This is a genomic window from Geothrix sp. 21YS21S-4 (genome assembly GCF_030845995.1).
Lineage (GTDB): Bacteria > Acidobacteriota > Holophagae > Holophagales > Holophagaceae > Geothrix.
On sequence record NZ_CP132719.1, the window covers coordinates 111,925 to 135,712 of the forward strand.

At 71.9% G+C, this 23,788-nt stretch carries 18 protein-coding genes; 6 read left to right on the plus strand and 12 right to left on the minus strand.

The features are described 5' to 3' along the window. Window positions 1–57: 57 nt before the first annotated feature. On the plus strand, window positions 58–2,889 hold the full coding sequence (gene uvrA, locus RAH39_RS00530; RefSeq protein WP_306590852.1) for an excinuclease ABC subunit UvrA: 2,832 nt from the start codon (window positions 58–60) through the stop codon (window positions 2,887–2,889). Window positions 2,890–2,899: 10 nt separating this feature from the next. Here uvrA and RAH39_RS00535 read toward each other — a convergent pair whose 3' ends face one another. The 4 genes from RAH39_RS00535 to RAH39_RS00550 are packed head-to-tail and all read right to left on the minus strand — an operon-like array spanning window position 2,900 to window position 4,731. Further along, window positions 2,900–3,073: a YjfB family protein gene (locus RAH39_RS00535; RefSeq protein WP_306590853.1), complete on the minus strand. Its 174-nt coding sequence runs from the start codon at window positions 3,071–3,073 to the stop codon at window positions 2,900–2,902. Window positions 3,074–3,091: 18 nt separating this feature from the next. After that, entirely contained in the window at window positions 3,092–3,343 is a 252-nt protein-coding gene (gene csrA / locus RAH39_RS00540) for a carbon storage regulator CsrA (RefSeq protein ID WP_306590854.1), read from the minus strand. Window positions 3,344–3,355: 12 nt separating this feature from the next. After that, window positions 3,356–3,757 (minus strand): flagellar assembly protein FliW, encoded by a 402-nt coding sequence (fliW, locus tag RAH39_RS00545; RefSeq protein ID WP_306590855.1) that lies wholly within the window; start codon window positions 3,755–3,757, stop codon window positions 3,356–3,358. Beyond that, on the minus strand, window positions 3,754–4,731 hold the full coding sequence (locus RAH39_RS00550; protein ID WP_306590856.1) for a ribonuclease D: 978 nt from the start codon (window positions 4,729–4,731) through the stop codon (window positions 3,754–3,756). The genes fliW and RAH39_RS00550 overlap by 4 nt, the downstream gene beginning before the upstream one ends. Before the next feature lie 37 nt (window positions 4,732–4,768). Between RAH39_RS00550 and RAH39_RS00555 the strand changes: the two genes are divergently transcribed. After that, window positions 4,769–5,038 carry a TMEM165/GDT1 family protein gene (locus RAH39_RS00555; RefSeq protein WP_306590857.1) on the plus strand — a complete coding sequence of 90 codons (270 nt, stop codon included), beginning with the start codon at window positions 4,769–4,771 and terminating at the stop codon, window positions 5,036–5,038. Continuing rightward, window positions 5,017–5,421, plus strand: a complete 405-nt coding sequence (locus RAH39_RS00560) for a thiol-disulfide oxidoreductase DCC family protein (protein WP_306590858.1) — start codon at window positions 5,017–5,019, stop codon at window positions 5,419–5,421. The genes RAH39_RS00555 and RAH39_RS00560 overlap by 22 nt, the downstream gene beginning before the upstream one ends. Here RAH39_RS00560 and RAH39_RS00565 read toward each other — a convergent pair. Together RAH39_RS00565 and RAH39_RS00570 are read right to left on the minus strand one after the other, a co-directional pair. Then, entirely contained in the window at window positions 5,418–6,602 is a 1,185-nt protein-coding gene (locus RAH39_RS00565) for a metallophosphoesterase (RefSeq protein WP_306590859.1), read from the minus strand. The genes RAH39_RS00560 and RAH39_RS00565 overlap by 4 nt on opposite strands. Before the next feature lie 20 nt (window positions 6,603–6,622). Beyond that, window positions 6,623–9,184, minus strand: a complete 2,562-nt coding sequence (locus RAH39_RS00570; RefSeq protein WP_306590860.1) for a TolB-like translocation protein — start codon at window positions 9,182–9,184, stop codon at window positions 6,623–6,625. Between the two features lie 171 nt (window positions 9,185–9,355). Here RAH39_RS00570 and RAH39_RS00575 point away from each other — a divergent pair, with 171 nt between their 5' ends. The 3 genes from RAH39_RS00575 to mutL all read left to right on the plus strand — a co-directional run bounded on the left by RAH39_RS00575 (window position 9,356) and on the right by mutL (window position 12,599). Further along, window positions 9,356–10,234, plus strand: a complete 879-nt coding sequence (locus tag RAH39_RS00575) for an FAD:protein FMN transferase (protein WP_306590861.1) — start codon at window positions 9,356–9,358, stop codon at window positions 10,232–10,234. Window positions 10,235–10,388: 154 nt separating this feature from the next. Further along, window positions 10,389–10,817, plus strand: a complete 429-nt coding sequence (locus RAH39_RS00580) for a hypothetical protein (RefSeq protein WP_306590862.1) — start codon at window positions 10,389–10,391, stop codon at window positions 10,815–10,817. Between the two features lie 3 nt (window positions 10,818–10,820). Next, a complete protein-coding gene (mutL, locus tag RAH39_RS00585; RefSeq protein WP_306590863.1) occupies window positions 10,821–12,599 on the plus strand; it encodes a DNA mismatch repair endonuclease MutL in 1,779 nt (592 codons plus the stop codon). Window positions 12,600–12,777: 178 nt separating this feature from the next. Here the strand turns inward: mutL and RAH39_RS00590 are convergent, their stop codons facing one another. From RAH39_RS00590 to RAH39_RS00615, 6 genes are read right to left on the minus strand one after another with little or no spacing between them, the layout of a single operon-like run. After that, a complete protein-coding gene (locus RAH39_RS00590; protein ID WP_306590864.1) occupies window positions 12,778–15,816 on the minus strand; it encodes a sigma 54-interacting transcriptional regulator in 3,039 nt (1,012 codons plus the stop codon). Then, window positions 15,810–17,081, minus strand: a complete 1,272-nt coding sequence (gene aroA / locus RAH39_RS00595) for a 3-phosphoshikimate 1-carboxyvinyltransferase (RefSeq protein WP_306590865.1) — start codon at window positions 17,079–17,081, stop codon at window positions 15,810–15,812. Before aroA ends, RAH39_RS00590 begins: the two co-directional genes overlap by 7 nt. Before the next feature lie 54 nt (window positions 17,082–17,135). After that, a complete protein-coding gene (locus RAH39_RS00600) occupies window positions 17,136–17,525 on the minus strand; it encodes a hypothetical protein (RefSeq protein ID WP_306590866.1) in 390 nt (129 codons plus the stop codon). 10 nt (window positions 17,526–17,535) lie between these two features. Further along, window positions 17,536–19,569: a peptidase associated/transthyretin-like domain-containing protein gene (locus RAH39_RS00605; protein ID WP_306590867.1), complete on the minus strand. Its 2,034-nt coding sequence runs from the start codon at window positions 19,567–19,569 to the stop codon at window positions 17,536–17,538. Between the two features lies 1 nt (window position 19,570). Further along, a complete protein-coding gene (gene bamD / locus RAH39_RS00610) occupies window positions 19,571–21,040 on the minus strand; it encodes an outer membrane protein assembly factor BamD (RefSeq protein ID WP_306590868.1) in 1,470 nt (489 codons plus the stop codon). Between the two features lie 42 nt (window positions 21,041–21,082). Beyond that, on the minus strand, window positions 21,083–23,770 hold the full coding sequence (locus RAH39_RS00615; RefSeq protein ID WP_306590869.1) for a HEAT repeat domain-containing protein: 2,688 nt from the start codon (window positions 23,768–23,770) through the stop codon (window positions 21,083–21,085). Between the last annotated feature and the right edge of the window lie 18 nt (window positions 23,771–23,788).

The following is a 23,788-nucleotide window of genomic DNA, read 5'->3' on the forward strand; positions in this document are numbered from 1 at the left end:
CCCATGATTCTAGGCGCAGTTCGCAAAGGCGAAAAATTGACGTAACCTGGAAGGCCTATGGAAAACATCCACATCAAAGGTGCCCGCGAGCACAACCTCAAGAACCTCGACCTCTCCCTGCCGCGCAACCAGCTGGTGGTGATCACGGGGCTGTCGGGCTCGGGAAAATCCAGCTTGGCCTTCGATACGCTCTACGCGGAGGGCCAGCGGCGCTACGTGGAGAGCCTGTCGGCCTACGCGCGCCAGTTCCTGGATCAGATGGAAAAGCCCGACGTGGACAGCATCGAGGGGCTGTCGCCGGCGATCTCCATCGAGCAGAAGACCACCAGCAAGAACCCCCGCTCCACGGTGGCGACCGTGACGGAGATCTACGACTACCTGCGCCTGCTGTTCGCCCGCACGGGCAAACCAACGTGCGTGGCCTGCGGCCAGCCCATCGCCAGCCAGACCATCCAGGAGATGGCGGACCAGATCCTGGCGAGCCCCGAGGGTGCGAAGCTCCAGATCCTGGCGCCGGTGGTCCGGGGGCGGAAGGGCGAGTACAAGAAGCTGCTCCAGGACCTGATGAAGCGGGGCTACATCCGCGCCCGGGTGAACGGCAAGATGCTGGACCTGACCGAGGGCGTGCCGGACCTGGACAAGCAGAAGAAGCACAGCATCGACGTGGTCATCGACCGCCTGAAGGTGAGCGCCGCGATCCAGTCCCGGCTGGCGGACAGCCTCGAGATCGCCTGCGGCCTGGCGGAGGGCTCCGCGGTGGTGGACCTGGACGGGACCGAGCGGCTGTTCTCCAGCAAGCTGGCCTGCAACAACCCCTCTTGCGCCAAGTTCGGCCAGGGCCTGCCCGAATTGGAGCCCCGCTCCTTCTCCTTCAACAGCCCCTTCGGCGCGTGCTCCACCTGCGATGGGCTGGGCTTCAAGCGCCAGTTCGCGGAAGAGCTGATCATCCCCAACCCCGCGCTCTCCATCAACGAAGGCGCCCTCCAGGCCAGCGGCTGGAAGAGCGTCGGCGAGGACGGCTGGCGCTCTCAGCTCATGGAGCAGCTGGCCCGCAAGCTGAAGTTCAGCCTCGATACGCCGTGGAAGAAGCTGCCCGCGGAGGTGCGCCGCCTGGTGCTGCACGGCACCGAGAAGGAGATGCGCTTCACCTACGAGAGCAAGCGCAGCCGCTACGATTTCGTCCATCACTTCGAGGGCGTGATCGGCAACCTGGAGCGGCGCTACCGGGAGACCTCCAGCGAGGAGATCCAGGCGGAGCTGGAGGAATCCATGCGCGTCATCCCCTGCGAGGCCTGCGGGGGACAGCGGCTCAAGCCGGAGGTCCTGGCGGTCTTCGTGGGCGGGCTGAATGTGGCCCAGGTGGTGGCCCAGAGCGTGCGCGACGCCCGCAAGTGGTTCGCGGACCTGGCGCTCGAAGGCAAGGAGGCCGTCATCGCCGAAAAGGTGCTGAAGGAGATCCGCGAGCGCTTGGGCTTTCTGGACGACGTGGGCCTGGGCTATCTGACCCTGGATCGCAGCGCGGCGACGCTCTCCGGCGGCGAGGGCCAGCGCATCCGCCTGGCCACACAGATCGGCAGCAAGCTCCAGGGCGTGCTGTACGTCCTGGACGAGCCCAGCATCGGCCTCCACCAGCGCGACAACCTGCAGCTCATCCGCACCCTCCAGGAGATGCGCGACCTGGGCAACACGGTGCTGGTGGTGGAGCACGACCTGGAGACCATCCTCGCCGCGGATCATGTGGTGGACATGGGTCCCGGCGCCGGCGAGCACGGCGGCCAGGTGGTGGCCCAGGGCACGCCCGAGGAGATCCGGCGCACGCCGGGCTCCGTCACCGGCGATTTCCTGTCCGGCCGCGACAGCATCCCCGTGCCCCGGGTCCGCCGGAAAGCCAAGCGCGGCTACCTCTCCGTGACGGGCGCCGAGGAGAACAACCTCAAGAAGGTGGATGCCGACTTCCCCATCGGCCTGGTGACCTGCGTGACCGGAGTCAGCGGGTCGGGCAAGAGCACCCTGGTGAACGAGATCCTCTACAAGGCGCTCGCCAACCAGCTCCACCAGGGCGTCCACATCGTCGGGAAGCACAAGGCCATCAAGGGCCTGGAGGCCGTGGACAAGGTCATCGACATCGATCAGGCCCCCATCGGGCGGACTCCGCGGAGCAATCCCGCCACCTACACCGGCCTGTTCACGCCCCTCCGGGAGCTGTTCGCCCAGTTGCCCGAGAGCAAGGCCCGCGGCTACGCGCCCGGGCGCTACAGCTTCAACGTGAAGGGCGGGCGCTGCGAGAAGTGCGAGGGCGACGGCGTCCTCAAGATCGAGATGCACTTCCTCCCCGACGTCTACGTCACCTGCGAGCAGTGCAAGGGGAAGCGCTACAACCGCGAGACCATGGAGATCCACTACAAGGGCAAGAGCATCTCCGACGTCCTGAACATGACGGTGGAGGAGGCGCTGGAGCTGTTCGCGCCGATCCCCGTCCTGGCGAACAAGCTGCAGACGCTCGTGGACGTGGGCCTCGGCTACATCCGCCTGGGCCAGAGCGCCACCACGCTGTCCGGCGGCGAGGCCCAGCGCGTGAAGCTGGCGAAGGAGCTGAGCAAGCGGGCCACGGGCCGGACGGTCTACATCCTCGACGAGCCCACCACGGGCCTCCACCTCAAGGACATCCAGAAGCTGCTGGAGGTCATCACGCGGCTGGTGGAGACGGGCAACACCATCATCGTCATCGAGCACAACCTCGACGTCATCAAGACCGCCGACTGGATCCTGGACCTGGGCCCCGAGGGCGGCGGCGAAGGCGGCCGCCTCATCGCCGTGGGCACGCCCGAGGACATCGCCAAGCGGAAGGTCAGCGTGACGGGGAAGTTCCTGGCTCCCTACCTGAAATAGGCCGTCGCCTTCAGGCGAACAGATCCACGCGCTGCCCGACGCCGCCGGCCTCGGCCACCATCTTGGCCAGGTCGGCGCCCTGCTGGGCCTGGATGTCGATGGTCTTCTTCAGCACGCCCACGGCCACCTGGTCCTGGAGTTGGACCTGCTTTTGGGCGGCGACGCTGGCGGCGGTAAGTTCCACGGGACCCTCAGACCCGCTTCATCGGGGTCGGGGCTTGCGGACTTGAGCGGCCCGGAGGAGGGCGGCGGCGTCCTGCACAGGGACCTGGGCCGCTGTGGCCGCCTTGTTCTCGCTGGCGATCGCCTCGAAGACTTCCATCCGGTGGACTTGTACGCTCCGCGGGGCCTTGATCCCCAGGCGGACACCGTCCTTGGTGATGCCGAGGACGATGACCTCGACCTCATCCCCGATGACGATGGACTGGTCGGGCTTCCGCGTGATGACGAGCATGCCCGAAGGGTATCAGTCCTGCGAGAGGATCGGGAAACGCAGGGGATAGTTCTCGGCGTTGAGGGCGATCTGGTAGCCCATCCGGGTCTTCACGTTGATCACCAGGGGACCCGCGAGGTTGGTGGTCATCTTCCGCGGATCCTCCGGGATCACCACCAAGGTGAGGATCAGGGCGTCCGCTTCGGCTTCGAGGCCCAGGGCCTCGGCTTCCTCGTCGCCGAGGGGGACGGTGTAGTCCTCCTTCAGGCCCGCCGGATCGAGGCAGGTGAAGGAGACCTCGGGGGCCTCGACGGCCTGGAGGAACTTCAGGGGATACCCGTCCCGCGGTTCGAAGAGCCGGAAGGAGGTCAACTGGGGAAAGCCCAGGAGGCCCTTGGGGAAGCTTAGGAGGATGCCGTCGTCGGATGTCGTCATGGCCGTCCAGGGTTGTTCCAGATCAGCCCATCGGACGAATCTTCGGTTTCCTGAGTTTCATGCGCGCCTTCGCTGAAGACCGCCCACAGGTCGTCCAGCCGCTTGCGGCGGAAGCGGGGATTGGGGATGGTCCGCTCCAGGGCCTCCTTGGTGAGGGGAGGATGGGCCAAACGGGCCATGAGCCAGCGGTTGCCCAGCTCCATGACCGCGCCCACGTCGCCTTCGTTACCCCAGATCCAGCGGAGGGCGGTGAGCTTCCGGGCGCGTTCCACGGCCAGATCGCCCAGGTGCTTCACTTTCTCGACCACGGGATCGTGGCGGGGCGGTCCGTAGGCCCGGACCCGCTTGAGGAGGTGGCGGATTTCCTTGGGGAGGGCCGCCAGGCGCGGACCGATCTCGGGATGGTCGCGCTTCTCGTCGGCCTCCTCCGCCAGGGTGCGCAGGAGGGGCAGGAGCAGGGCCGCGTCGCGGCTGGCGTAGCTGATCTGGGTGTCGCGCAGGGGGCGCAGCATCCAGTTGGAATCCTGCTCCTCCTTGGGGATGTCGATCCCCAGCTTGAGCCGCGCCATGGTCTTGAGGCCGGGCTGGGGATAGCCCAGGGCCCGGGACAGCAGCATCGTGTCGAAGATGCTGGTGGGCACCACGTCGTACAGCCGCTTGAACACCACGCCGTCCCCGGAGAAGTCGTGGACGATCCACGGCACCTGCGCCATGGCCTCCAGGGCGGACCGCATCAGCCCCTGCAGCGGAATGGGATCCACCAGCCACGCGCGGTCGTGCGTGGCCACCTGCATGAGGGCGAGCACGCAGTGGTGGACGCCCGTGAGGCTGCATTCGATGTCCACCGCCAGCAGGCCCGCGGCGTGCCACAGGGGGAGCGCCTCCTGCAGGCTTTCGGGCGTGTCCACGTAGGTCGTGGGAAGGTCGAAGTGGTCGAGCGCCATCCGATCAGTGTGCCGCAGATGGCCGCCCATTACTCTGATGAAGGCCGCGGCCTTTCAAGGGAACGTCATGAACCGATCGCTCTTCTGGACCACCTTCGCCACGGTCTTCCTCGCGGAGGTGGGCGACAAGACCCAGCTCGCGGCCATGACGGCCACCGTGCGCAGCGGCCAGATCTGGACCGTCTTCCTCGCGGCCAGCGCGGCCCTGGTTTGCGCCACGGCCATCGGCGTGGCCGTGGGCGGCGTCCTGTTCCGCTACATCCCGGAGAGCGCCATCAAGTGGGCTGCGGGCTGCGCCTTCATCGCGGTGGGGCTGTGGGTGCTGGTGAAGGGCTGACGCGCCTGTTCTACGACGGCGGCTGCGGCCTGTGCCACGCCGCCGTGGCCTTCGTGGCCCGGCGCGACAGGAAAGGCCGCGTCCGATTCGCCCCCTTGGGAGGAATCACCTTCGAGCGGTTGGTCCATGGCCCGCTCCCGGACAGCCTGGCGGTTCTTACGCCCGACGGAAGGCTCCTCCTCCGCTCCGCCGCCGTTCTTCACGTCATCCGGCAACTCGGCGGCGTCTGGGCGCTGGTCGCCCTGTTCGGAGGAGTGGGGTCCCGCCCCCTGCTCGATCGCCTCTACGACTGGGTGGCCCGGCATCGCGCGCGCCTCTTTCCGCGGCCGGTCGGAACGTGTCCGGTGTTGCCCGCGGGGCTCCGGGAGCGGTTCGACCCCTAGCCGCGCCGCAGGGTGAGGATGACGATCTCCGGCGGGGCGCCGATGCGGATGGGGAGGCCCACCACGCCCAGGCCGCGGCTCACGTACAGGAAGTCGTTCCCCTCGCGGTAGAGGCCGCCCGTGCGGGGGCCGATCAGGTTGGCGCTGTTGAAGCCGGGGATGGGGTTGATCTGGCCGCCGTGGGTGTGGCCCGACAGGGTGAGGCGGGCGCCCGCCTCCAGGGCGCGCTCCCATTCGCTGGGGCGGTGGTTCATGCAGACGCGGAAGGCGTCGGCGGGCAGGTCCCGGGAGGCCTCCAGGGGCCGGGGACCGGGGCCGAAGGCCAGCCGCCGGAACCGCCCGTTTCGGGCCATGGGATCCTGCAGCCCCAGCAGGGCGAGGGTTCCGCCGTCGCGCCGGATCAGGGTGGAGGCGTTCTCCAGGCACCGGATTCCCGCCATTTCCAGGTCCCGCCAGATGGGGCGGGGATCGTCGAAGTAGTCGTGGTTGCCCAGGACGGCGAAGGTCCCCAGCGGCGCGGCGAACCCGTCGAAGGCGTCCAGCAGGGGCGCCAGTTCCTCCGGTCGGCTGTCCACCAGGTCGCCGGTGAACAGGAGGAGGTCCGGCCGCTCCCGCTCGGTGAAGTCGCGCCACCGCCGGAGGATGGCGGGCCCCACCAGGGGACCGGCGTGCAGATCGCTGAGTTGGGCGATGCGCAGGCCTTCCAGTCCCGCGGGGAAGTCCTGGAAGGCGAGCGTGAGGCGGGTGATTTCGGGATCGCCATAGGCTTCGCGGGTGCCGCCCGCGCCGAGACCCACGGCCGCGCCGCCGCTGGCGAGGGCCGCCGTGCGGAGAAAGGTCCGGCGGCCCGGATCCTCCACCTGGTCCCCGCCCGCTTCCCGGGCTTCCCTCCGCCGGCTCCGGAGCCGCGCCAGCCCATCGGCCACCATGCCCGCGATCAGGTGCATCACCGTGAAGGCCTGGAAATAGATGGCCCCCCGCGCCAGGGTGCGGAGGAACGTGGGCGACCCGTGGCTGGCCAGCCCCAGCACCCGCAATCCTGCGTAGATGATCAGGGGCACGTGCAGGATCGCCAGCGCCCAGGGCAGCCAGCGGCGCAGGGCGGGCAGCTCCAGGCGCAGCAGCCGCAGATGCAGCCACTGCACCAGGAAGATGAGGATGAGGGCGATCAGGAAGGGCATCCGTTACTCGAGCGGGAACCTCAGGGGCGCACGATCACGCTGAGGGTCCCCACAGTACGCTGCTTCATCGGGCCGTCCAAGGGGCGGTGGATCCCCAGGGTGAACCGCAGGTTGCCCGCGACCCGGCGGATCAGGTCCGCGGGAAGGCCCAGGCGGCGGCTGTCCAGCTCCAGGCCCACCACCCGCGTCGCCGCCGGGCGGGGCGTTCCGCCGTCCCACACGGCGGTGTGCTCCACATAGGCGGCGAAGAGACCCAGTTCGGCCTCGCCCCGCAGGCGGACCAGCCGATCGCCGAGGGCCGTGTAGGCCGGGAGCGCCGCCTGGCCCACGCGGTTGGCGTCCAGGGCTTCGGGCACCAGGGACGTGGGCAGGCCGCCGAGATGGAAGCGGTCGAGGCTCGTGGGGTCGCCTTCGACGCGGCCACCCTCCATCCGAACCCGAAGGGGGACGGCGGGGTTGATCCAACCGAGGGTGAGGGCCGCGCGGCCCAGGCTCCAGGAGCGACCGTCGGTGGTGCCGCTCCCGCCCCGGAAGCCCAGGCCCAGGGCGAAGGCCTGGTCGCCGAGGCCCCAGTGCTCGCCCCAGCCGGCTTCCAGTCCGCCGAAGGCGCGGTTTCGGATCTCGCCGCCTTCCGTGGCCTCCACCCGCTCGACGGCGGCGAAGGGGCGCAGCCGCGCCTGGGGACGGCCTTCGGCTTCCCAGGTGAAGGCCAGTTCCCCGCCGCGCCGCTCGCGGTCGAAGCCGGCCACCGGGGCGAACTCCTGGCGGGACGGCCGCTCCAGCGAGGAGAAGACCTGGAGCGACGGCGCCCACCGCCAGCCGCGCCAGGCCGCGCCAAGCTGGGCGCCCCGGGGGCCCGCCCCGTCGCCGAAGCCCGCCAGGGCCTGCCAGTTCAGGCGGCCCAGGATGTCGTTGCCGCCGGCGCCCAGCTGGAACGCGGTTCCCGACGGCGACAACCCATAGCCCGCGACGGCGAAGGTGTCGTGGGTCTCGGCCACGCGGTAGGGATGGGGCTCCGTCGGCACTGGCGGAGGGAGGGCGGGCGGCGCGTCGGCGGGAGGGAGCACCTGCCGCGTCAAGGGCAGGGTGGGATCGGCGGGCGGGGCCGCGGCTTCCAGGGGCGGCAGCGTGGCGTCCAGCCGCCGGATCTCCACGCCGGACGCGGCGAGCCGCGTGAAGTAGATCCACTTTCCGTCCGGCGTGGCCACGGGATTCCACGCCGCGGCCAGGGTCCGGGTCAGCGGGCGCCCTTGGGCGTCCACCACGTTCCAGATTCCGCCCATCTCTTTCCAGCTAGGTCCGCCGGAGGCCGCGGGCGGCGCCTGGTATTCGCCGGATCGCAGCCCCCGACCCAGGGACCAGCGGTAGGGATGGGGTTCCAGCACGCCTTCGCCATTGGGCAGGGGCAACTGGAATCCCACCTCGCGGGGGCCGATCCACACGGGGTTCCGGGGCAGCGCGCCGTGGACCCGGGGCAGCCGCCGGGCCGGAGGGAGCACCGGCACCTGCGGCGCCCGGTCCGGCGGCTCGCCGGGGAACGCGCGGGCGGCGGGGACGGGCGCCGTCAGGTCCCACACGTACAGGCCCGGCCACTTGCGGTCCAGGACGCGGGCCAGGAGCTGGGTTCCGTCGGGGCTGAGGGACAGGCCGCTCACCCAGCCGTCCACGCGGGTGACAACCTCGCCTTCCCGCAGGCCCTCCGCTTTGGCGCGCCGTTCCAGGTCGAGGGCGGCGTGGGTCAGTTCGGCGCAGAACCGCTGGTAGCCGTCGCGGGGCGCGTATCCGAAGGTGGCGATGAAGGCCGCGTCGAAATCCCGGCTGCCCGCAAGGCGCGTCCACAGCGTGCGGAAGATCGCCGGATCGCCGGCATTCGTCTCCAGCCACGCCAGGAAGGCGCTGCCCGCGAGATAGGCCTGGTTACCGGCGAGGAAGCCGCGGGTGCTGTTCAGCGATTCGTAGGGGGTCAGCTTCCCTTCGAGCGCCCACTGGCGCAGGACCGCGGCCCGGAAGGCGCTGTGGGGACGCCCGCTCCCCGTGAGTTGGCCCTCCAGCAGGGTGGCGTAGCCCTCCTTCACCCAGCGGGGCGTCTTCTCGGCCACGGGACCCAGGGCCGCCGTCCAGCGCTGCCAGAGGGTGGGCTTTCGCGCGGGCCGCAGCAGGTGGTGCATGTGGCCGAGCTCGTGGGCGATCAGCAGCTCGGCCCAGCCCCGGTGGTGGGCCAGTTCCGAGTCCGGCTCGGGCTCCGTCCGCCACAGGACGACCTGGGGCCGCTGGAGGAAGGGGATCGCCATGCCGTTGGATTCCATCCGCGGATCCAGGATCAGGACGTCGATGGGCCCCGGATGGACGTAGCCCACCAGCTCCAGGTAGCGGGCGTGCAGCCCCTCCACGCGGCCGGCCATGTCGCGTCCGAACGGTTCGAAGGCCCGGGGGCAGTGGATCCGGTAGTGGGCCGTGGTGAAGGTGATCCACGGCGCGTCGGGGGCCTGGGTCCGCGGAGACGCTTCCAAGCGAGGCGCCAGCGGGAGCGCCACGAGGGCCAGGGCCAGCGCGAAGAGCCGGGAACGCGTGCAGGAGGGCATGCCCCAGTGTGGCTTCGGGCCTGGCGGAGACCGGGGTGATGGGAGTCACGTCCGCGAGTCCTTCAAAAAAAGGCCTTGCCAGGCGGGTTGAGAAAGCTGAGACTCATTCTCATGTTGCTGTGTCCCCCTCCCGCCCTCGAAGCGTCGGCCGTTGCCGTCGCTCCGAGTCCGGTGCCCGCCCTTGACCGGACGGTGCTGTCGATGGGGACGGAGCTGCGTGTGCGCCTGGAAGGTCCCGGCGATCTGCTTCGGAAATCCGAGGCCGCCTTGGCCGAAGCCGCCCGCCTCGAAGCCGCGTGTTCGACCTGGAATCCCGCCTCCGCCTGGAGCCGCTTGAATGCCGCCGGGGGGCGGCCGGTGGCCCTGGACGCGGAATGGCTGGCCCTCCTCGCCGACATGAAGGCCTGGAGCGCGAAGACCGGAGGCGCGTTCGATCCGGCCCTGTTCCCCCTCATCCAGGCATGGGGCCTGCGCGAGGGCGGACGGACGCCGGAGCCCGCCGTCCTCGCCGAAGCTCGGCGGGCGGCGGGAGCCAAATGGCTGGAGCTGGACCCGCGGGCCGGCACAGCGCGATTTGTCCATCCCGCGGCTGGCGTGGAGGAGGGGGGCTTCCTCAAGGGCTATGCCCTGGACCGCATGCGTTCGGCTGCGGGCGCCGCCGTGGGTTTTTTGGACTTCGGGGGCCAGCTGCTGGCCTGGGGAAAGGCGGCACCCGTCTCCGTCGCCGATCCCCAGAACCGGCAGCGCCCCCGTCTTTGGTTCACGCTTGAGGACGCTTCCCTCTCGGGAAGCGGTACCTCCGAGCGGGGACGGCACATCCTGGATCCCAGGACGGGCGAACCCTGTCCCGCCTGGGGAAGCACCGCCGTGGTGACCTCCGACGCCCTGGTGGCGGATGTGCTGTCCACTGCCCTCTACGTGCTGGGTCCCGACGCGGGCCTGGCCTGGGCCGAGCGCCACGGGACGGCCGCGGCCTTCTTCCTGAACGACGGCACCATCCGAATGTCCGGGGCGTTCCGGGCCCTCCGCCCGACCGTCGAGCCCCGGTAGGGATCGCGAGGATCCGCGGTTGCCGGCCCCGCTTGCCGGAGGGCGGCGGGGGATGCGATCGTGGCCTTCCGTCCCTTCTTTTCGGAAGCCCGCCATGCCTCCCGTTGCGACCCGCCCCTTGCACCGCCGGTCCGGGCTCGTTCGAGACCGCGGGATGGGTCCCGCGGAGCGCTGGAGCTTTCACGCCGCGGCCCTCGCGACCGCGGGCAGCGGCTTGGCGAACGGCCTACTGCGCTGGTTCGGCGAGCGGGTGGGGCCCTTCGGTCCCGAGGCGCACCCCTGGCTTCCCTTCGTCCAGCGCGCACACGTCCTTGCCGCGCCGTTCCTGCTCTTCGCCCTGGGCGCCGCGGTCCGCGGGCACCTGCGGGTGCGCCTGAAGAAGGGGTCCGAAGGCCGCCGGACGGGCCTGTCGGCGGCCTTCCTCATCGCCCCCATGGCGCTTTCGGGCTACGCCGCGCAGGTGGCCGTGGATCCCGGTTGGCGGACGGGCCTGGGCTGGGCGCACGGGGCCTCCGCCGGGCTCTTCCTCCTGGCCTACTTGGGCCACCTCGCCGGCCATCTCCGGCGCGCGAGAGGAAACTGAGCCATGGCGAAGATCCGGATCCTGTCCGACCAGGTGGCCAACCAGATCGCCGCGGGCGAAGTGGTGGAGCGGCCCGCGTCCGTGCTGAAGGAGCTGGTGGAGAATGCGCTGGACGCCGGCGCTCGCCGGGTCGAGGTGGCCTGGGAAGAGGGCGGCAAGCGGCTGCTGGAAGTGGCGGACGACGGTTCGGGCATGGCCCGGGATGACCTCTACTTGGCCCTGGAGCGCCACGCCACCAGCAAGGTCCGGACGGCCGACGACCTGGGCCGGCTCGCCACCTTCGGCTTCCGGGGCGAAGCGCTGCCCAGCATCGCCAGCGTCACCCGGTTCGAGCTGACCAGCGCCGAATCCGATGGCGCGGGCCACCGCCTGCGCTCCGAGTTCGGGATCGTCAAGGAAGTGGTGCCCGCCCCGCGCAGCCGCGGGACCACCGTCACGGTGCGGGACCTCTTCGCCCAGCTGCCCGCCCGGAAGCGCTTCCTGAAGTCCACGGACACGGAGCACGCCCAGGTCTGGGGCGCCGTGGCGCGGCTGGCCCTCAGCTCGCCGGGCGTCCACTGGACCCTGCGGCCCGACCGCGGCGCGCCGCTGGTGCTGCCGCCCGTGGACGACGCCGGCCAGCGCTTGGCGCCGCTGCTCGGCGAGAAGTTGGGGCGCCTGGTACCCTTCGTGAACGGGGAACTCCCCTGGCGGATCCGGGGCTTCGTCTCCCCGCCGGACCTCAGCTTCCGCGATCGGAACCACCTCTACCTGTTCGTGAACGGCCGGGCCGTACGGGACCGCCTCCTATTGGCCGCCCTAGCCGAGGCCTGGTCAGGCACCTTCGCCAAGGGCTCATACCCGGCGGCCGTGCTGTTCCTTGAGCTGCCTCCCGAGGCGGTGGACGTGAACGTCCACCCCACCAAGGCGGAGGTCCGCTTCCGCGAGCCCCAGCGGATCTTCGCGTGGGTGCGCGCCGCGGCGGAAGAGGCCTGGTCCCAGCTTCGCGGCGGATTGGCCTCGGTATTGGAATTGCCGCCCAAGCCGGTGGACGCCGAGTTCGATCTGGATCCCTCCCGCCGCGCCGCCCCCCAGCATCCCCGCCTATGGGGCGAACCTTCCGCCGCCGGCGCCTATACGGCCCTGTCGGACGCCTTCGCCTCCCGTGCGGCGGAGCCGGCCTACGCCTACGACGCGCTGCCCCCGCAGGCTGCGGAGCCCGACGGCATCCGCTACCTGGGCGCCTTCCAGCGGACCTACCTGCTGGCGGAGATCGCCACGGCCAGTGGTCCGGAGCTGTGGATCGTGGACCAGCACGTGGCCCACGAGCGCGTGCTGTACGAGCGTCTCTTCCTCCGCCGCCACGCTCCCGCGATCCAGCCGCTGATGCCGCCCCGCGTCGTGCAGGTGGGACCGGAAGCGCTCGCCCGGCTCGCGCCCTTCCTCGCGGAGCTGGAGGCGGCCGGTGTGGAGGCCGACCCCTTCGGCGGGGACGCCCTGGTGGTGCGGGGCCTCCCCGATTTCCTGGCCGATCGCGATCCCCAGGCCCTGCTGGAGGACCTCCTCGCCCGCCTGGAGCGGGAGGGGCGCGTGGATCTCGACGCCTTCCGCCGGGACCTGAACGCGGAGCTGGCCTGCCGCGCCGCGATCAAGAAGCATCACGCCCTGCCGCCGGAGCTGGCCCTGGGACTCATCCGGGACCTCCTCGCCTGCGAGGTCCCCAACACCTGCCCCCACGGCCGGCCCATCCTGAAAAAACTCACCCTGGAGGACCTGGAGCGGAGCTTCGGGCGGCGGCTGTAGCGACTCATACAAGAGGCGAGCACGACCCAAGTATTTTCTTTTCATCACCAAGAAAAGCTCTACCCACTGGGGATGTGGTTTCTTGGTGGCCTTCTCGACATCCGCTTTGCGGATGCGCGAGACGAAGGCGCATTTCGCGTCTTGGTGGTGATCCTTATCTTTTGAATGCAAAGGGGTATCAGACGCCGGTGTCTTCGCCCCCCGCCGCCCGCTCGGCCACCAGATCCACCCCCAGCCGCTTGGCGGCGGCGTAGAGGGCGGGGCGGGCGAAGCCCAGGGTTTCGGCGGCCTCGGCCACGCGGAAGCGGGTGGCGCGGAGGGTGTCCAGGAGCAGGCGGCGCTGGAAGGCGCGGGTGGCGTCGTCCCAGGTGCGGGCCTGGAGAACGGGCATCTCCAATTCGGGAAAGTGGCGGGGCTTCAGCGTGTCGCCCTCGCAGCGCAGGACTGCGCGCTCCAGGGCGTGGAGCAGCTCCCGCACGTTGCCCGGCCACGGGCGGCGGGCCAGGGCCTCCGGCAGTCCCGGCGCCAGCAGCGGGATGGGGCGGCGGGCGGATTGGGCGGCGCGGGGCAGGAGCCGCGGGACGAGGAAGGGGAATTCGTGGCGCCGAAGCGAAAGGGGCGGCAGGTCGAGCACCGCGCCCTGGAGGCGGAACAGCAGGTCCCGGCGGAACGCGCCCGCGGCGGCCAGGTCGTCCATGGGGCGGTGCGTGGCCGCGGCAAATCTCACGTCCACCTTCACGGCGTGATCGGAGCCCACCCGGCGGATCTCGCGCTCCTGCAGGACGCGGAGCAGCAGCGACTGGAGCCGTGGCGACAGGTCCGCCACTTCGTCCAGGAACAGGGTCCCGCCTCGGGCGGCCTCGATGGCCCCGCGCCGGTCCCGGTCGGCTCCGGTGAACGCGCCCTTCACGTGGCCGAACAGCTCGGATTCCAGCAGGCCCTCGGCGAAGGCGGAGCAGTTCACGGCCACCAGCGGACCGGGGCGCCCCGAGCGGTGGTGGAGTTCGCGGACCGCCAGCTCCTTCCCGCTGCCCGTGGGGCCCAGGATCAGGACGGGCAGGTCCGACCCCGCGACGCGATCCAGCTCGCGCAGCACGCCGGCCATGGGCTCGCTGCCGTCCGTCAGGAGAAGTTCGCCTGCCACGGGGGGCTCCGGAGTCCGAGCGCCCCGCAGCCGCGCCACCCACGGGGCCAGCAGGAACGCCTCCGCGGGCGGTTCAGGCGGTGCGTCCGGTGGGTGCGCGAGGAGGATCGCGCCCACGGCCGCGCCTTCCCACAGGAGGGGATGGCCCCGCCAGATCCAGCGCCCGTTGGCGAACGCGGCGAGGAAGCCCTCCTGGGCGAGGCGGCCGAGGGCGCCCTCCGGTGGCGCTTCCCCGCGCCCCAGGCTGCGGACGCGGCCTTCCTCCTCCCAGGCGATCCACGCCGGGGCGGCGCGCTGGGCCAGCCACGCGTCCAGCAGCGCCCGGGGCGCGGGTTCCGCGGGGGCCTCCGCTTCGGGCCACAGGGCGGCCAGGCGCCGCTGATGCCGGGAAGACGTGGCCCGCTCGGCGATGGCCTGGAGGGCCAGGAGCGCGTCGGCGCGCCGGAGGTCGGGCCGGCGCTCAAGGATCCGCAGGCCCAGTTCCAGCCGCATCACCTGCGTGGGGCACGCCTCCCAGGCGGCCCAGAAGGCCTCCGGCGATCCGGTTCCTCGCAGCAGACGGTGGGCCTCCCAGCTCAGCCGCGTCTCGGGATCCGCCGTGGGGGGCGGCGGTTCCGCCATGGGTCCCAGGGCGGCCTCCAGGAAGCGGGCATAGGGGTGGTCGGGAGCGTGGAGAAGGGCGTCGCGCACCACGTCCCACTGCTCGCGATCCGCCGCGTGGCCGGCCAGGAGTCCCCAGGCCGGCGGGAAATCCGGATGGGCCGCCACCAGCCGCCGGATGCGGGCGAGGGCGGCGTCGGGCTCCAGCAGGACTTCCGCCACCTGGGCTTCCTCCAGGTCGCGCCAGGGCTGGGGCAGCGGACCGCGCAGGGCGACCCAGCGCCGATGGGCCGGCAGGTCCCCCCACTTGAGGGCGAGATGGGCGGCGTTGGAGGCGGCGCGCTCGGCCCAGTCCGCCGCCCCCAGGCGCAGGAAATGGGCGTGGGCGAGGGTGAAGGCCCGGAGGCTCCCCTCGGGATCGCAGCCCTCGTCCGCCCGCCGTCCCCGGGCCATCCAGTGGAAGGGATCGGCACAGGGATGGACGGGCTCATCCCAGCCCGGATAGCCCGGTACGGATTCCGGTGCCTCCCCGCCCCACCGCATCCGCAGGCGGTCCCAGGTGGGATGGCCCGAGGGCGGAGGAAGCGTGGGACGGCGGAGGTCCTCCCTCAGATCCGCCTCCACGGCGGCGGCCCACCCCGGGGGCGGTTCCACAGAGGCCTTCATCTGAAGCAGGTCTTCCAGCGACTTTTCCGGAGATGCGCCGCCCGCCAGCCCCGGCGCCGCGAGAGGGGCGAGCCCCGCGGGGGAGGCGCCGAACCCGCGGCCCCAGGCCCGAAGGCGCGGATCCACCATCCAGCCGCCACCGGGAAGCGCCGTGAGCCACGGTTCACCGCGGTGGGAAGCCAGATCGGCGGGCAGCGCCGCCAGAATCAGCGGACCCGCCTGGGCCTGGAGCGCCGGCCAGGGCAGGACGGGATCGAGCGCGCCTTCCGGAAGCAGCCGTCCCTCGGCGTCCTGGGCGCGGAGCAGAATCTCCCACCAGCCGGGCGGGAGCGTCCGCAGCGAATCGGGAACCAGGATCTCCAGGAAAGGGGGGAGGTGGAGCGTGCCTTCGGCATCCACCGCTCCCAGGGGCGCGATCCACCGCAGGCGCTGGGCGCGGTCCAGAAGGACGGATCCGGCCGCCATCCACGGGGTGCCGTCGCCGTCCAGAAGCGCTTCCCAGGCCCAGGCCCGGAGTTCGTCCTCCTTCGATCCGCGCTGGGCAGGGGGAACGCCTGGGCTCCCATGCCGGAGCAGGGCCACCCACGCGGGATCGGGACGCGGCTCGAAGATCTCGGACAGGCTTGCGACCTGGGGGCCGGCGGGGCGGCGGGCCACCTGGTTCAGCCGCGGCCACCGGCCTTCCCGGCCTCCGAGCATCCAGGCCTGGCTGAGGGCGGCCAGCGCCCAGGCGGGATCGCCCCACCGCCGCCCTCGGTCGAGCCCCCAGGGGGCCTTCCAGTGGCCCAGCCAGGCGGCCTTCAGCATCCCAGCATCCGGGTCCAGACCTCCCAAAAGCCGGGGAAGGTCTTCGCGACACAGCCGGGATCGAGCAGCTCTCCGCCGCGGCGGAGACCGCCCACGGCCGCCGCGAAGGCCATGCGGTGGTCGTTACGGGGATTGAAGAGCGGGCGGTCCCCTAGCGGGGCGCCGGGCGCGATCCGCAGGGTGTGGTCCCCGACGACTTCCGCGGTGCCGCCCAGCCAGCGCACCAGCTCCGCCGAAGCTTCCAGCCGGTCGCATTCCTTGAGAGGGAGGGTGTGGAGCCCGCGCAGTTCGGAGGAGCCGGGCGCCAGGGCCGCGAGGCCCGCCAGGACGGGGCCCAGGTCCGGGCAATCCGTCAGGTCCGCGTCGAAGCCCCGGAGGAGGGGACCGGTCACTTCCAGGTCCTGAGTTCCTTTCCAAACGACGACGCAGCCCGCGGTCCGCAGGATGTCCACCAGGGCGCGGTCCCCCTGGGCGTCCTCGGGATCCAGCGGCGCCACGCGCAGGGACCGGCCCGTGGCGGCGGCCGCGGCGAGGAAGGCCGCCGCCCCGCTCCAGTCGCCGGGCAGATCCAGATCCCGGGGCGCGAGGGCCCCGCCCGGGATGGTCCAGGCGCGCGGTTCCAGGTGGGCGCCGCAGCCGAAGCGATGGAGCCACTGGGTGGTGAGGGCCAGGTAGCTGGGGCTGGCGGCCTCGGTCCACCGCAGGACGCCCCCCTCCGGGAGCGCCGCGGCGGCCAGGGCCAGCCCCGTCAGGAACTGGCTGCTGAGCCGGGCGTCCACCGTGAGCTCCAGCCTCCGGGGAGGGGAATCCGCGGGGTGGAGCCGGGCGCCGTTGGAGCCGGGTTCCCACCGTGCGCCGAGGGCTTCCAGGGGCGCCAGCAGGGGGCCGAGGGGCCGCTCAAAGAGGCGGGGATCGCCTTCGAGCTGGATGGCCCCTTCGCCCCGCAGGGCCAGCCAGGGCAGGAGGAAGCGCAGGGTCGTGCCCGACGCGCCGAGCCACAGGGGCGCGGCGGCCTTGGGCCGGGCGCCGCCCGCGACGGTCCACGTTCCCTCCGCCTCGGTGACGGGGCATCCCAGCGCCCCGAGGGCCTGGCGCATCCACCGCGTGTCCTCGGCTTCGAGCCCCCCCCGCAGGCGGGTCGTTCCGGGCGCCAGGGCGGCGAGGATGAGGGCGCGGTTGGTGGCGGATTTCGAGCCCGGGATGGACGCGGGGCGAAGCGCCTCCGCCGGCGCGAGGTGGCGGTCATCGGGAAGACGCAGGGACATCCAGCGAGCGTGCCCGGTCGGCGGACGGGGCGCAAGCGCCCGATCCGGCGGGATTCAGCCCACGTTCTCGAACACGGGCTTGGAGATGCGCTTGTCCGTCGCCAGGGTCCACTGGTAGGCGCCGTAGAAGTCGATCACCCGCTTGTAGCGGAGGGTGATGGTGCAGGTCCCGCTCTCCCCGCTGGTGGTCTTGGTCACGCGCACGGCGTTCTTGTCCGCCAGGACTTCGGCGATCCCCAGTTCGCGGGCCTTGTCCTTGACCTCGCGCTCCACGGCTTCCGGGGATTTGCGGGACGCGCCGCTGGCGATGAAGTCGCAGGCGTCGGCCAGTTCGCTGTTGCTGTAGTACACCGGCCCCGCCTTGTAGGCGATGCCGCCGAGCAGGCCGAGGACGAGCAGGGAGAGGATGCAGCCGATCTTGCCTTCGCCGCGCTGGTGCCGCATGGTGCCTCCGCTACTTCAGGTCGTCGAGGGCCTGCCGCGCCAGGGGGGCGATCAGGGGACCGTCGGGGCCGAGAAGGGTTGCCTGAGGATACTTCAGGGCCTGCCGGAACGCCTGCGCCGCTTCGGCCTGATACGCGGGCCCGAGGTGGAGGAAGCAGACCCCCGTGTGGTAGTCGATCGTCCCCTGGCTCACCCCGGCGACGGTGCTCAGGCGGGCGTCCCGCAGCAGCTCGATGGCCCGGTCGAACTCGCGGAAGTGCATGTAAGCCAGCGCCAGGTTCAGGCGGACGAGGTTCGCCTCGTCGCCCTTCGCGCCGGCGTAATGAAGGCGCAGGCGGGCCAGGACGGCGGGATAGCACAGCTCCGGGGCGCGGATGGGAATCTCCAGGGCCTCCGCCTGGATCGGGAGAACCACCGGCGCGCCGTCCTGCACGAGGCTGAGGGTGGGTTTCCCGCCCGCCAGGAGCTGGCGCAGAGCCGCGGTGGAGGGGAGGGGCCGGCCTTCGGCCTGGACGATGGGCTTTCCGGGCCGGATCCCCGCCTTCTGCGCCGCGTCGGAGGCGGCCAGGACCCACGGTCCCGGTTCGCCGGGAACGTCCAGCAGCGTCAGGCCCAGGCCCGGCTCCCGGAGGGGCGGTTGGGCGTCGAGGCTGGCGGCGAGGGCGGCGAGCGGATCCTGCTCCAGGGGCTTCACCACGGCCTTCATGGACTCGCCCTCCGGCGTGGCCACGCGCAGCTCCAGCCGATGGACCACCGGATCGGCCACCGGCACCGCCGTCAGGAAGAGTTCCGCCTCCCGGGTCTCCTTCAGGCGCGCCAGGGCCTGGGCGGGCGTCTCGCCGGTGCGCACGGGCACGTAGGCCACCTCGCGGAGGCGCTCTCCGAAAGCCTCCAATTGGGCGAGGATGCGGGCCCGGCCCGTGAAGTCGGTCTCCCCTTCCAGCCCCAGGAAGGCCAGGCGGGGCTTGGGCCGGGCTTCCACGGCCAGGGATTTCCCGTCCTCCACGGTGACGCGCTGGGAGAACCCGCCGGCGGGGAAGCGCACCAGCAGGTCGTAGGCGCCGGAGCAGACGGGCAGTTGGGCGATGGGAAGCGGGCCCTGGCTCTGGCCCGACAGGAACAGCTCGCCGCCGTCCCAGGCGGAGCTCACGGACAGCGTGCCCTTGGAGGCCTCCAGGCGGATGGGTTCCAGGGTGTGGTCCGCCCAGGGCGTGGACAGGCCCTCGTCCATCTCCAGGACCCGGGTCCGGTAGCAGGGGGCTTTGACTTCCAGCCGGTGCTTGCCGGCGGCCAGCTCCGCGATCACGAAGGGCTCGGACAGGTCTTCGGGGCGCAGGCCGAGGGGCAGCGCCAGGGGCGCGGCCTCAGGACCGGCGTGGCCCTTGGTCCGCCCCAGGCTGCGCCCGTCCAGCAGGATCTCGGCGCCGCTGGGCTGGGTGTGGAGGGTGACGGCGGAGGAGACGCGCGTCAGCTTGAACTCCGCGTTGCGGGATTCCTTTCCGGCGAGATCCAGGGCGACCTCCGCCGGGGCGTAGCCGGGCCGGGCGTAGGCGAGCTTGTGGGGGCCGAAGGGGAGGAACTTGCGGGAGAGGGGCGCTCCGGGCCGGCCGTCCACGGTGAGCACCCCGCCCTCCGGCGCGTAGCTGAGCTTCACCACGGCGTACTTCTCGGCCTTCAGCTTGTCGAACAGGGCCGCCAGGCGCTGGGAGGTGATGGCGCGGTCCACCTCGAAATCGGGATTGAGGTCGATCAGCGCCTGGAGCCGGACCTGGGCCCGGGGCTTGTTCTGGGCGCTGCGGTCGTCCAGGACCGCCAGCCAGTTGTAGGCCTCGCCCAGCACCTGGAGCCACTCGGGATCGAGAGACGCGGCCCGGGGAGCCAGGACCTCGACCACCTTCTCGAAGCGGGCCGACGCCCCTTCGCGGTCGCCCTGGGTGGCCCACAGGGCCTTGGCCTGGAGGAAGGCGTCCTTGAGGGCGGGGTCCTGGGCCGCGAGGGCGGATCCCAGGAGAAGCGCGAGGGGAAGGAGGTTGCGAAGGCGCATGTCAGTTCAACCGGAGGAGGAGGTCGTTGCGGCGGTCGCAGAGGATGACGCCGCCCGTGCGGTCCAGGGCGAGGGAGGTGATCCGCCCCGTCACGCCCAGGGCCTTGAAGGTCGCCTGCCGCAGGACCGCCCCGTCGGGACCGAAGATCACGACGCCCTCGCCGAAATCTCCGCCGTCCACCAGCGCCGCCACTTGGCCCGCGCCGTCCGAGGCCAGCGCCGCGACGGTGCGGAAGGCGGCGGGAAGATCCTTGCCGTAGGGCACGACCACCGCCGGCTGGCCCTCGGCGTCCAGGAAGAGCAGCTTGCGGTCGGCGTCGGATGCCACGGCCATCCCGCCCGAGGGCAGGGGCGCCAGGGCATTGAGCGTGGGGGAAGCGACCGTCCGCGACGTGCCGTCCGCCGCGAACAGGCTCAGGGCCGAGGTCTTGGCGTCGGCCACCCACAGCGTGCCCCAGCAGTCCACGGCCGCGCCCGAGATGGCCGACAGCGTCCCCAACGCTTGGGGAGCGGGCGAATCCTCCCGCACGACGCCCCCCTTGGAGAGGAGCCACACGGCGTCTGAGGGAGAGGCCACCAGGGCGCGGGCCCCGGCAGCGGTGGGACCGGCGGGGACGAGCTCCCCGTTCCGGAGGCGGGAGGCGCGGTCCAGTTCGTTCTGGTACACGAGCAGGTCCCCGCCGGGCGTGGTGGCGAGGAGGGTGGGCGTCTTGAGCCACTTCGCCCGCCCACTGGGCCAGGGTCCTTCGTTCCGCAGCGGAGGCCGCTGAAGGCGGTGCTTCACCCGGAGCGCCAGCCGCCAGCCGGCCTCTTCGGCCTCGGGGCTCTGGGGCGCGTGCGTCCGCAGCCGCTGGAGCATCCGCAGGCAGCCGGGCAGGTCGTTCATCAGATCGAGGACTTCGGCGGCCTGGAGCATGGCCTGGGGCGCGATGGGCGCGTCGGGGCGCAGGCGGAAGGCCTCCACGAACTGCTGGAGGGCCCGGCCCCACTGGCCCTGGTCGCGCCAGGCCCGCCCGAGCTGGAACCGCGCGTCGGGGATCACGGCGGCATCGGGAAACAGGTCGAGGACGCGGTTGAACTCGGCCATGGCGTCCTTGAGGTCCGCAGGGCGGCGGGCTTCCCGGGCCAAGAGGATTCCCCGGAGCAGCAGGCCATCGGCGGCCTCGGGAGCCTGGATGTACTCGGCCTTCAGGCGATCCAGGTAGGGCAGGGCGGCTTCGGGCTTCTTCGCCACCTCCACCTGGTGCCGGGCCAGCCGCAGCAGGGCCTGGGGGGCCTCCGCGCTCCGGGGGGCGGTCTGCAGGAGCTGCGTCCAGGTCTCCAGCGCCTCCTTGTGGGAGCCCGCGGCGTAGGCCCGCTCGCCGCTCCGGTAGAGGCGCTCCGCGAGGGCCGCGTCGGGGGCCTGCGCGGCGAGGGGCAGGGCGCACAGCAGGGCGGCCGGGGCGGAGGGCCAGCGGAAGGAGGACGGCATGAAGGCCTCGAGTCGAAGGATGATCATAGCGGTCCGGTCCGCTCAGGCCTCCAGGGCCTTGAGGAGCTGTTCGGGCGGATAGGGCTTGTACAGGACGTCGAGGATCCAGGGCTCGCCGGGCGCCGTGTCCCGCGCCGCGGTGGACAGCAGGACGTGCCGGCAGTGGTGGGCTTCCCACTGCGCCTTCAGCCAGGGGCGGAGGTCGCCCGCGGGATCGGTCTGCTCGGAGATCAGCAGGTCCACCGGCTGCGCCTCCAGCAGGGGCGCGGCTTCGGTCCGGCTCCCCGCTTCCCGGATCTCCCAGGGGCGGTTCGGCTGGGGTCCCGCGCCGAGGGCCGCCAGGAGGCGCTTGCGGAAGAAGGCGCTGGGCTCCAGCAGGAGGATGGTGTGGATGGGCGCCCGGCGGGAGATGTCGGCCTCTTCCAGTCCCAGGGCGAGGAGGGCCAGCCGCGCGGCGCTCCGCAGGCCCAGGCCCGTGGCGCGTTGGAACAGCTCCTTGAGGGGCTCGATCAGGCTGGGCCAGCGGATGAGCCCCGCGAGCTCGCACACCCGGGCCAGTTCCCGCCAGTCCTGCTCCCGGCGCCCCAGCTCCGTCAGGACGAACGCCGCGAGTTCCTCGGCCAGCTCGGGACGGAGAATGAATTCCGGGTCCTGGAGGGCGTCGCGGAGCCCCAGCAGGGCGGGCGCCCGGGTGGGACCGCCCGCGGGTACGTTCTGGACCAGGGTCCGGATCCGCTCCTCCTTGCCCGCGATGTGGCCCAGGCTGGCGCTGCGCCGCCCCAGTTCCTTGACCACCGCCGCCACGCGGTCGTTGGTCTCGCGGTCCCACTCCGCCTTCGTGCGGAGCTCGAACAGGAAGTCGGAGAAGGCGTCCTTCAGGCGCAGGTAGATGGCCTGGTCGAAACAGTACAGGTTCTGCGTGGACAGGATGGCCTGGAGGCGGCGCCCTTCGCCCTCGCGGTCGTCGCAGCAGCGGGTGATGAGCTGCTCCAGGGCGGGCAGGTCGGCCGGCGGGAACGGGCGGCCGAAGCTGGGGAAGGCGGCCAGGGCCCCTTCCAGAGCCAGGAGCAGCACCTGAGGCAGCTTCAGGTGGACGGACTTGGCCAGCAGGCCCAGGCCCGCTTCCGGCGTGGCGAGGGCGGCCAGGGCCTCGGCGAGGGCCTCCTGGAGACGGGCCGGCTTGCCGTCGTGGAGCAGGTCCAGAAGGACCGGCGCGGCGGCGGTACTGCGGATGGCGCCGAGGGCCTCGACCCCTTCGATCAGCAGGTCGTCCCGCACGTCCGGCTTGACCAGGAACTCCATCAGGGGCTCGGCGGCGGCTTTGGTTCCGTTCTCCGCGAAGATCCGCAGGGCGGTCCGGATGTGGTCCATCTGCCCGGACCGGAACAGGTCCATCACGGCGGGGAAGCTGGAGGGCAGCTTGCCGAAATGGTGGATGGCCCGGTGGCCCACCTCCACGATCTCGTCGCCCATGGCCTGGAGGAAGAAGGGCACCAGGGCGTCCTCCTCCCTCGCGCCCAGGACGTCTAGGCAGAAGACGCGGCGCTTGGGATCGGGCACCTTCAGGATGGCGGCCAGCCCCGGCGCCCCGGCGGGCACCAGGCGGCAGAAGGCGTAGTCCAGGCAGCGGCTGTCCGGGAAGTGGCTGAAGGCCTCCTCCAGGACGGGCAAAACTTCCGCGAGCGGAAGGTGGCCGAGCCCCACCTGGCGGAGCAGGGCCTCGCAGATCTGGTTGAGGGTGGCGGAGCGGCTTTCCCACTGCTTCGCCGCGGTGTCCTGGGTCTCGGCCACCAGCGCGGTGAACCGGGCGACCTTGCCCTCCACAAGGATCGCGAGGGCCTCCACCAGGAACGTCTCGTAGGGACCGCGGGCCGCGTCGCGCAGCCGGTCCAGGGGCGGGCCGGGCTGGCCGGTCTCGCCCGCGGCGAGGGCGACTTGCAGGGCCTGGACCTCTTCGGGGGCGGCGCCTTCCATCCGGGCCGCCAGGGCCTGCATCAGTTCGGTGCGGGCGGCGGTCCGGGCGCCGCCCTGGATCCGCTGGGTGAGGGTCTCCAGGGCGCCCAGGTCCTCCAGCGTCCGCAGGGTCTCGCCGAACAGGTGGAGCAGGGCGGACCCGGGCGCGCCGCCCGGAAGTTCCGCGACGGCCCGCAGGAGCAGGCGGAAAGCCAGGGCATCCGCGCCGTCCACGGCCTCCCACAGTTCGGGGAAGTCCTCGGGCTCGGCGGCAGCCAGGCCCCGCGCGCCCTGGTGGGCGAGGCGGGGATTGCCCTCGCCTTCCAGCAGGCGGCCCAGGTAGAAGGTCACCGCCTGATGGGACTCGAAGGCGCCGAGTTCGCGGCGGAGGATGAGTTGGCGGTCGGGGTCCGTACGCTGAGCCGCGAGCTTCTCCAGGGCTTCGCGGGCGGGGCGGAGCTCCAGCCGGCCCAGGGCGGCGCAGCCCTCGTCGAAGACGCCGAGATCGGGCTCCTGCTGGAGGGCCTGCTGGATCCACGGGGTCCATTCCGGCCAGTCGAACCGGGCGGTGAGACCCAGGATGAGGCGCTTCAGGGGAATGCTGGAGGTGGGCTTGACCAGCCGCCCGCCCAGTTCAGGAAGGGCCAGTTGCCGGAGCTGCTGGAGGAGCTGGTGCAGACGCGCCTGGGACGTGGCGTCGCTTTCCGCCGAATTCGCGAGCCACCCGCGGAGTTCGTCCAGCGGCGTGACGGGCATGTGTCGAAGGGGGACGGCCATTGAAGAGCTCATCGGCCC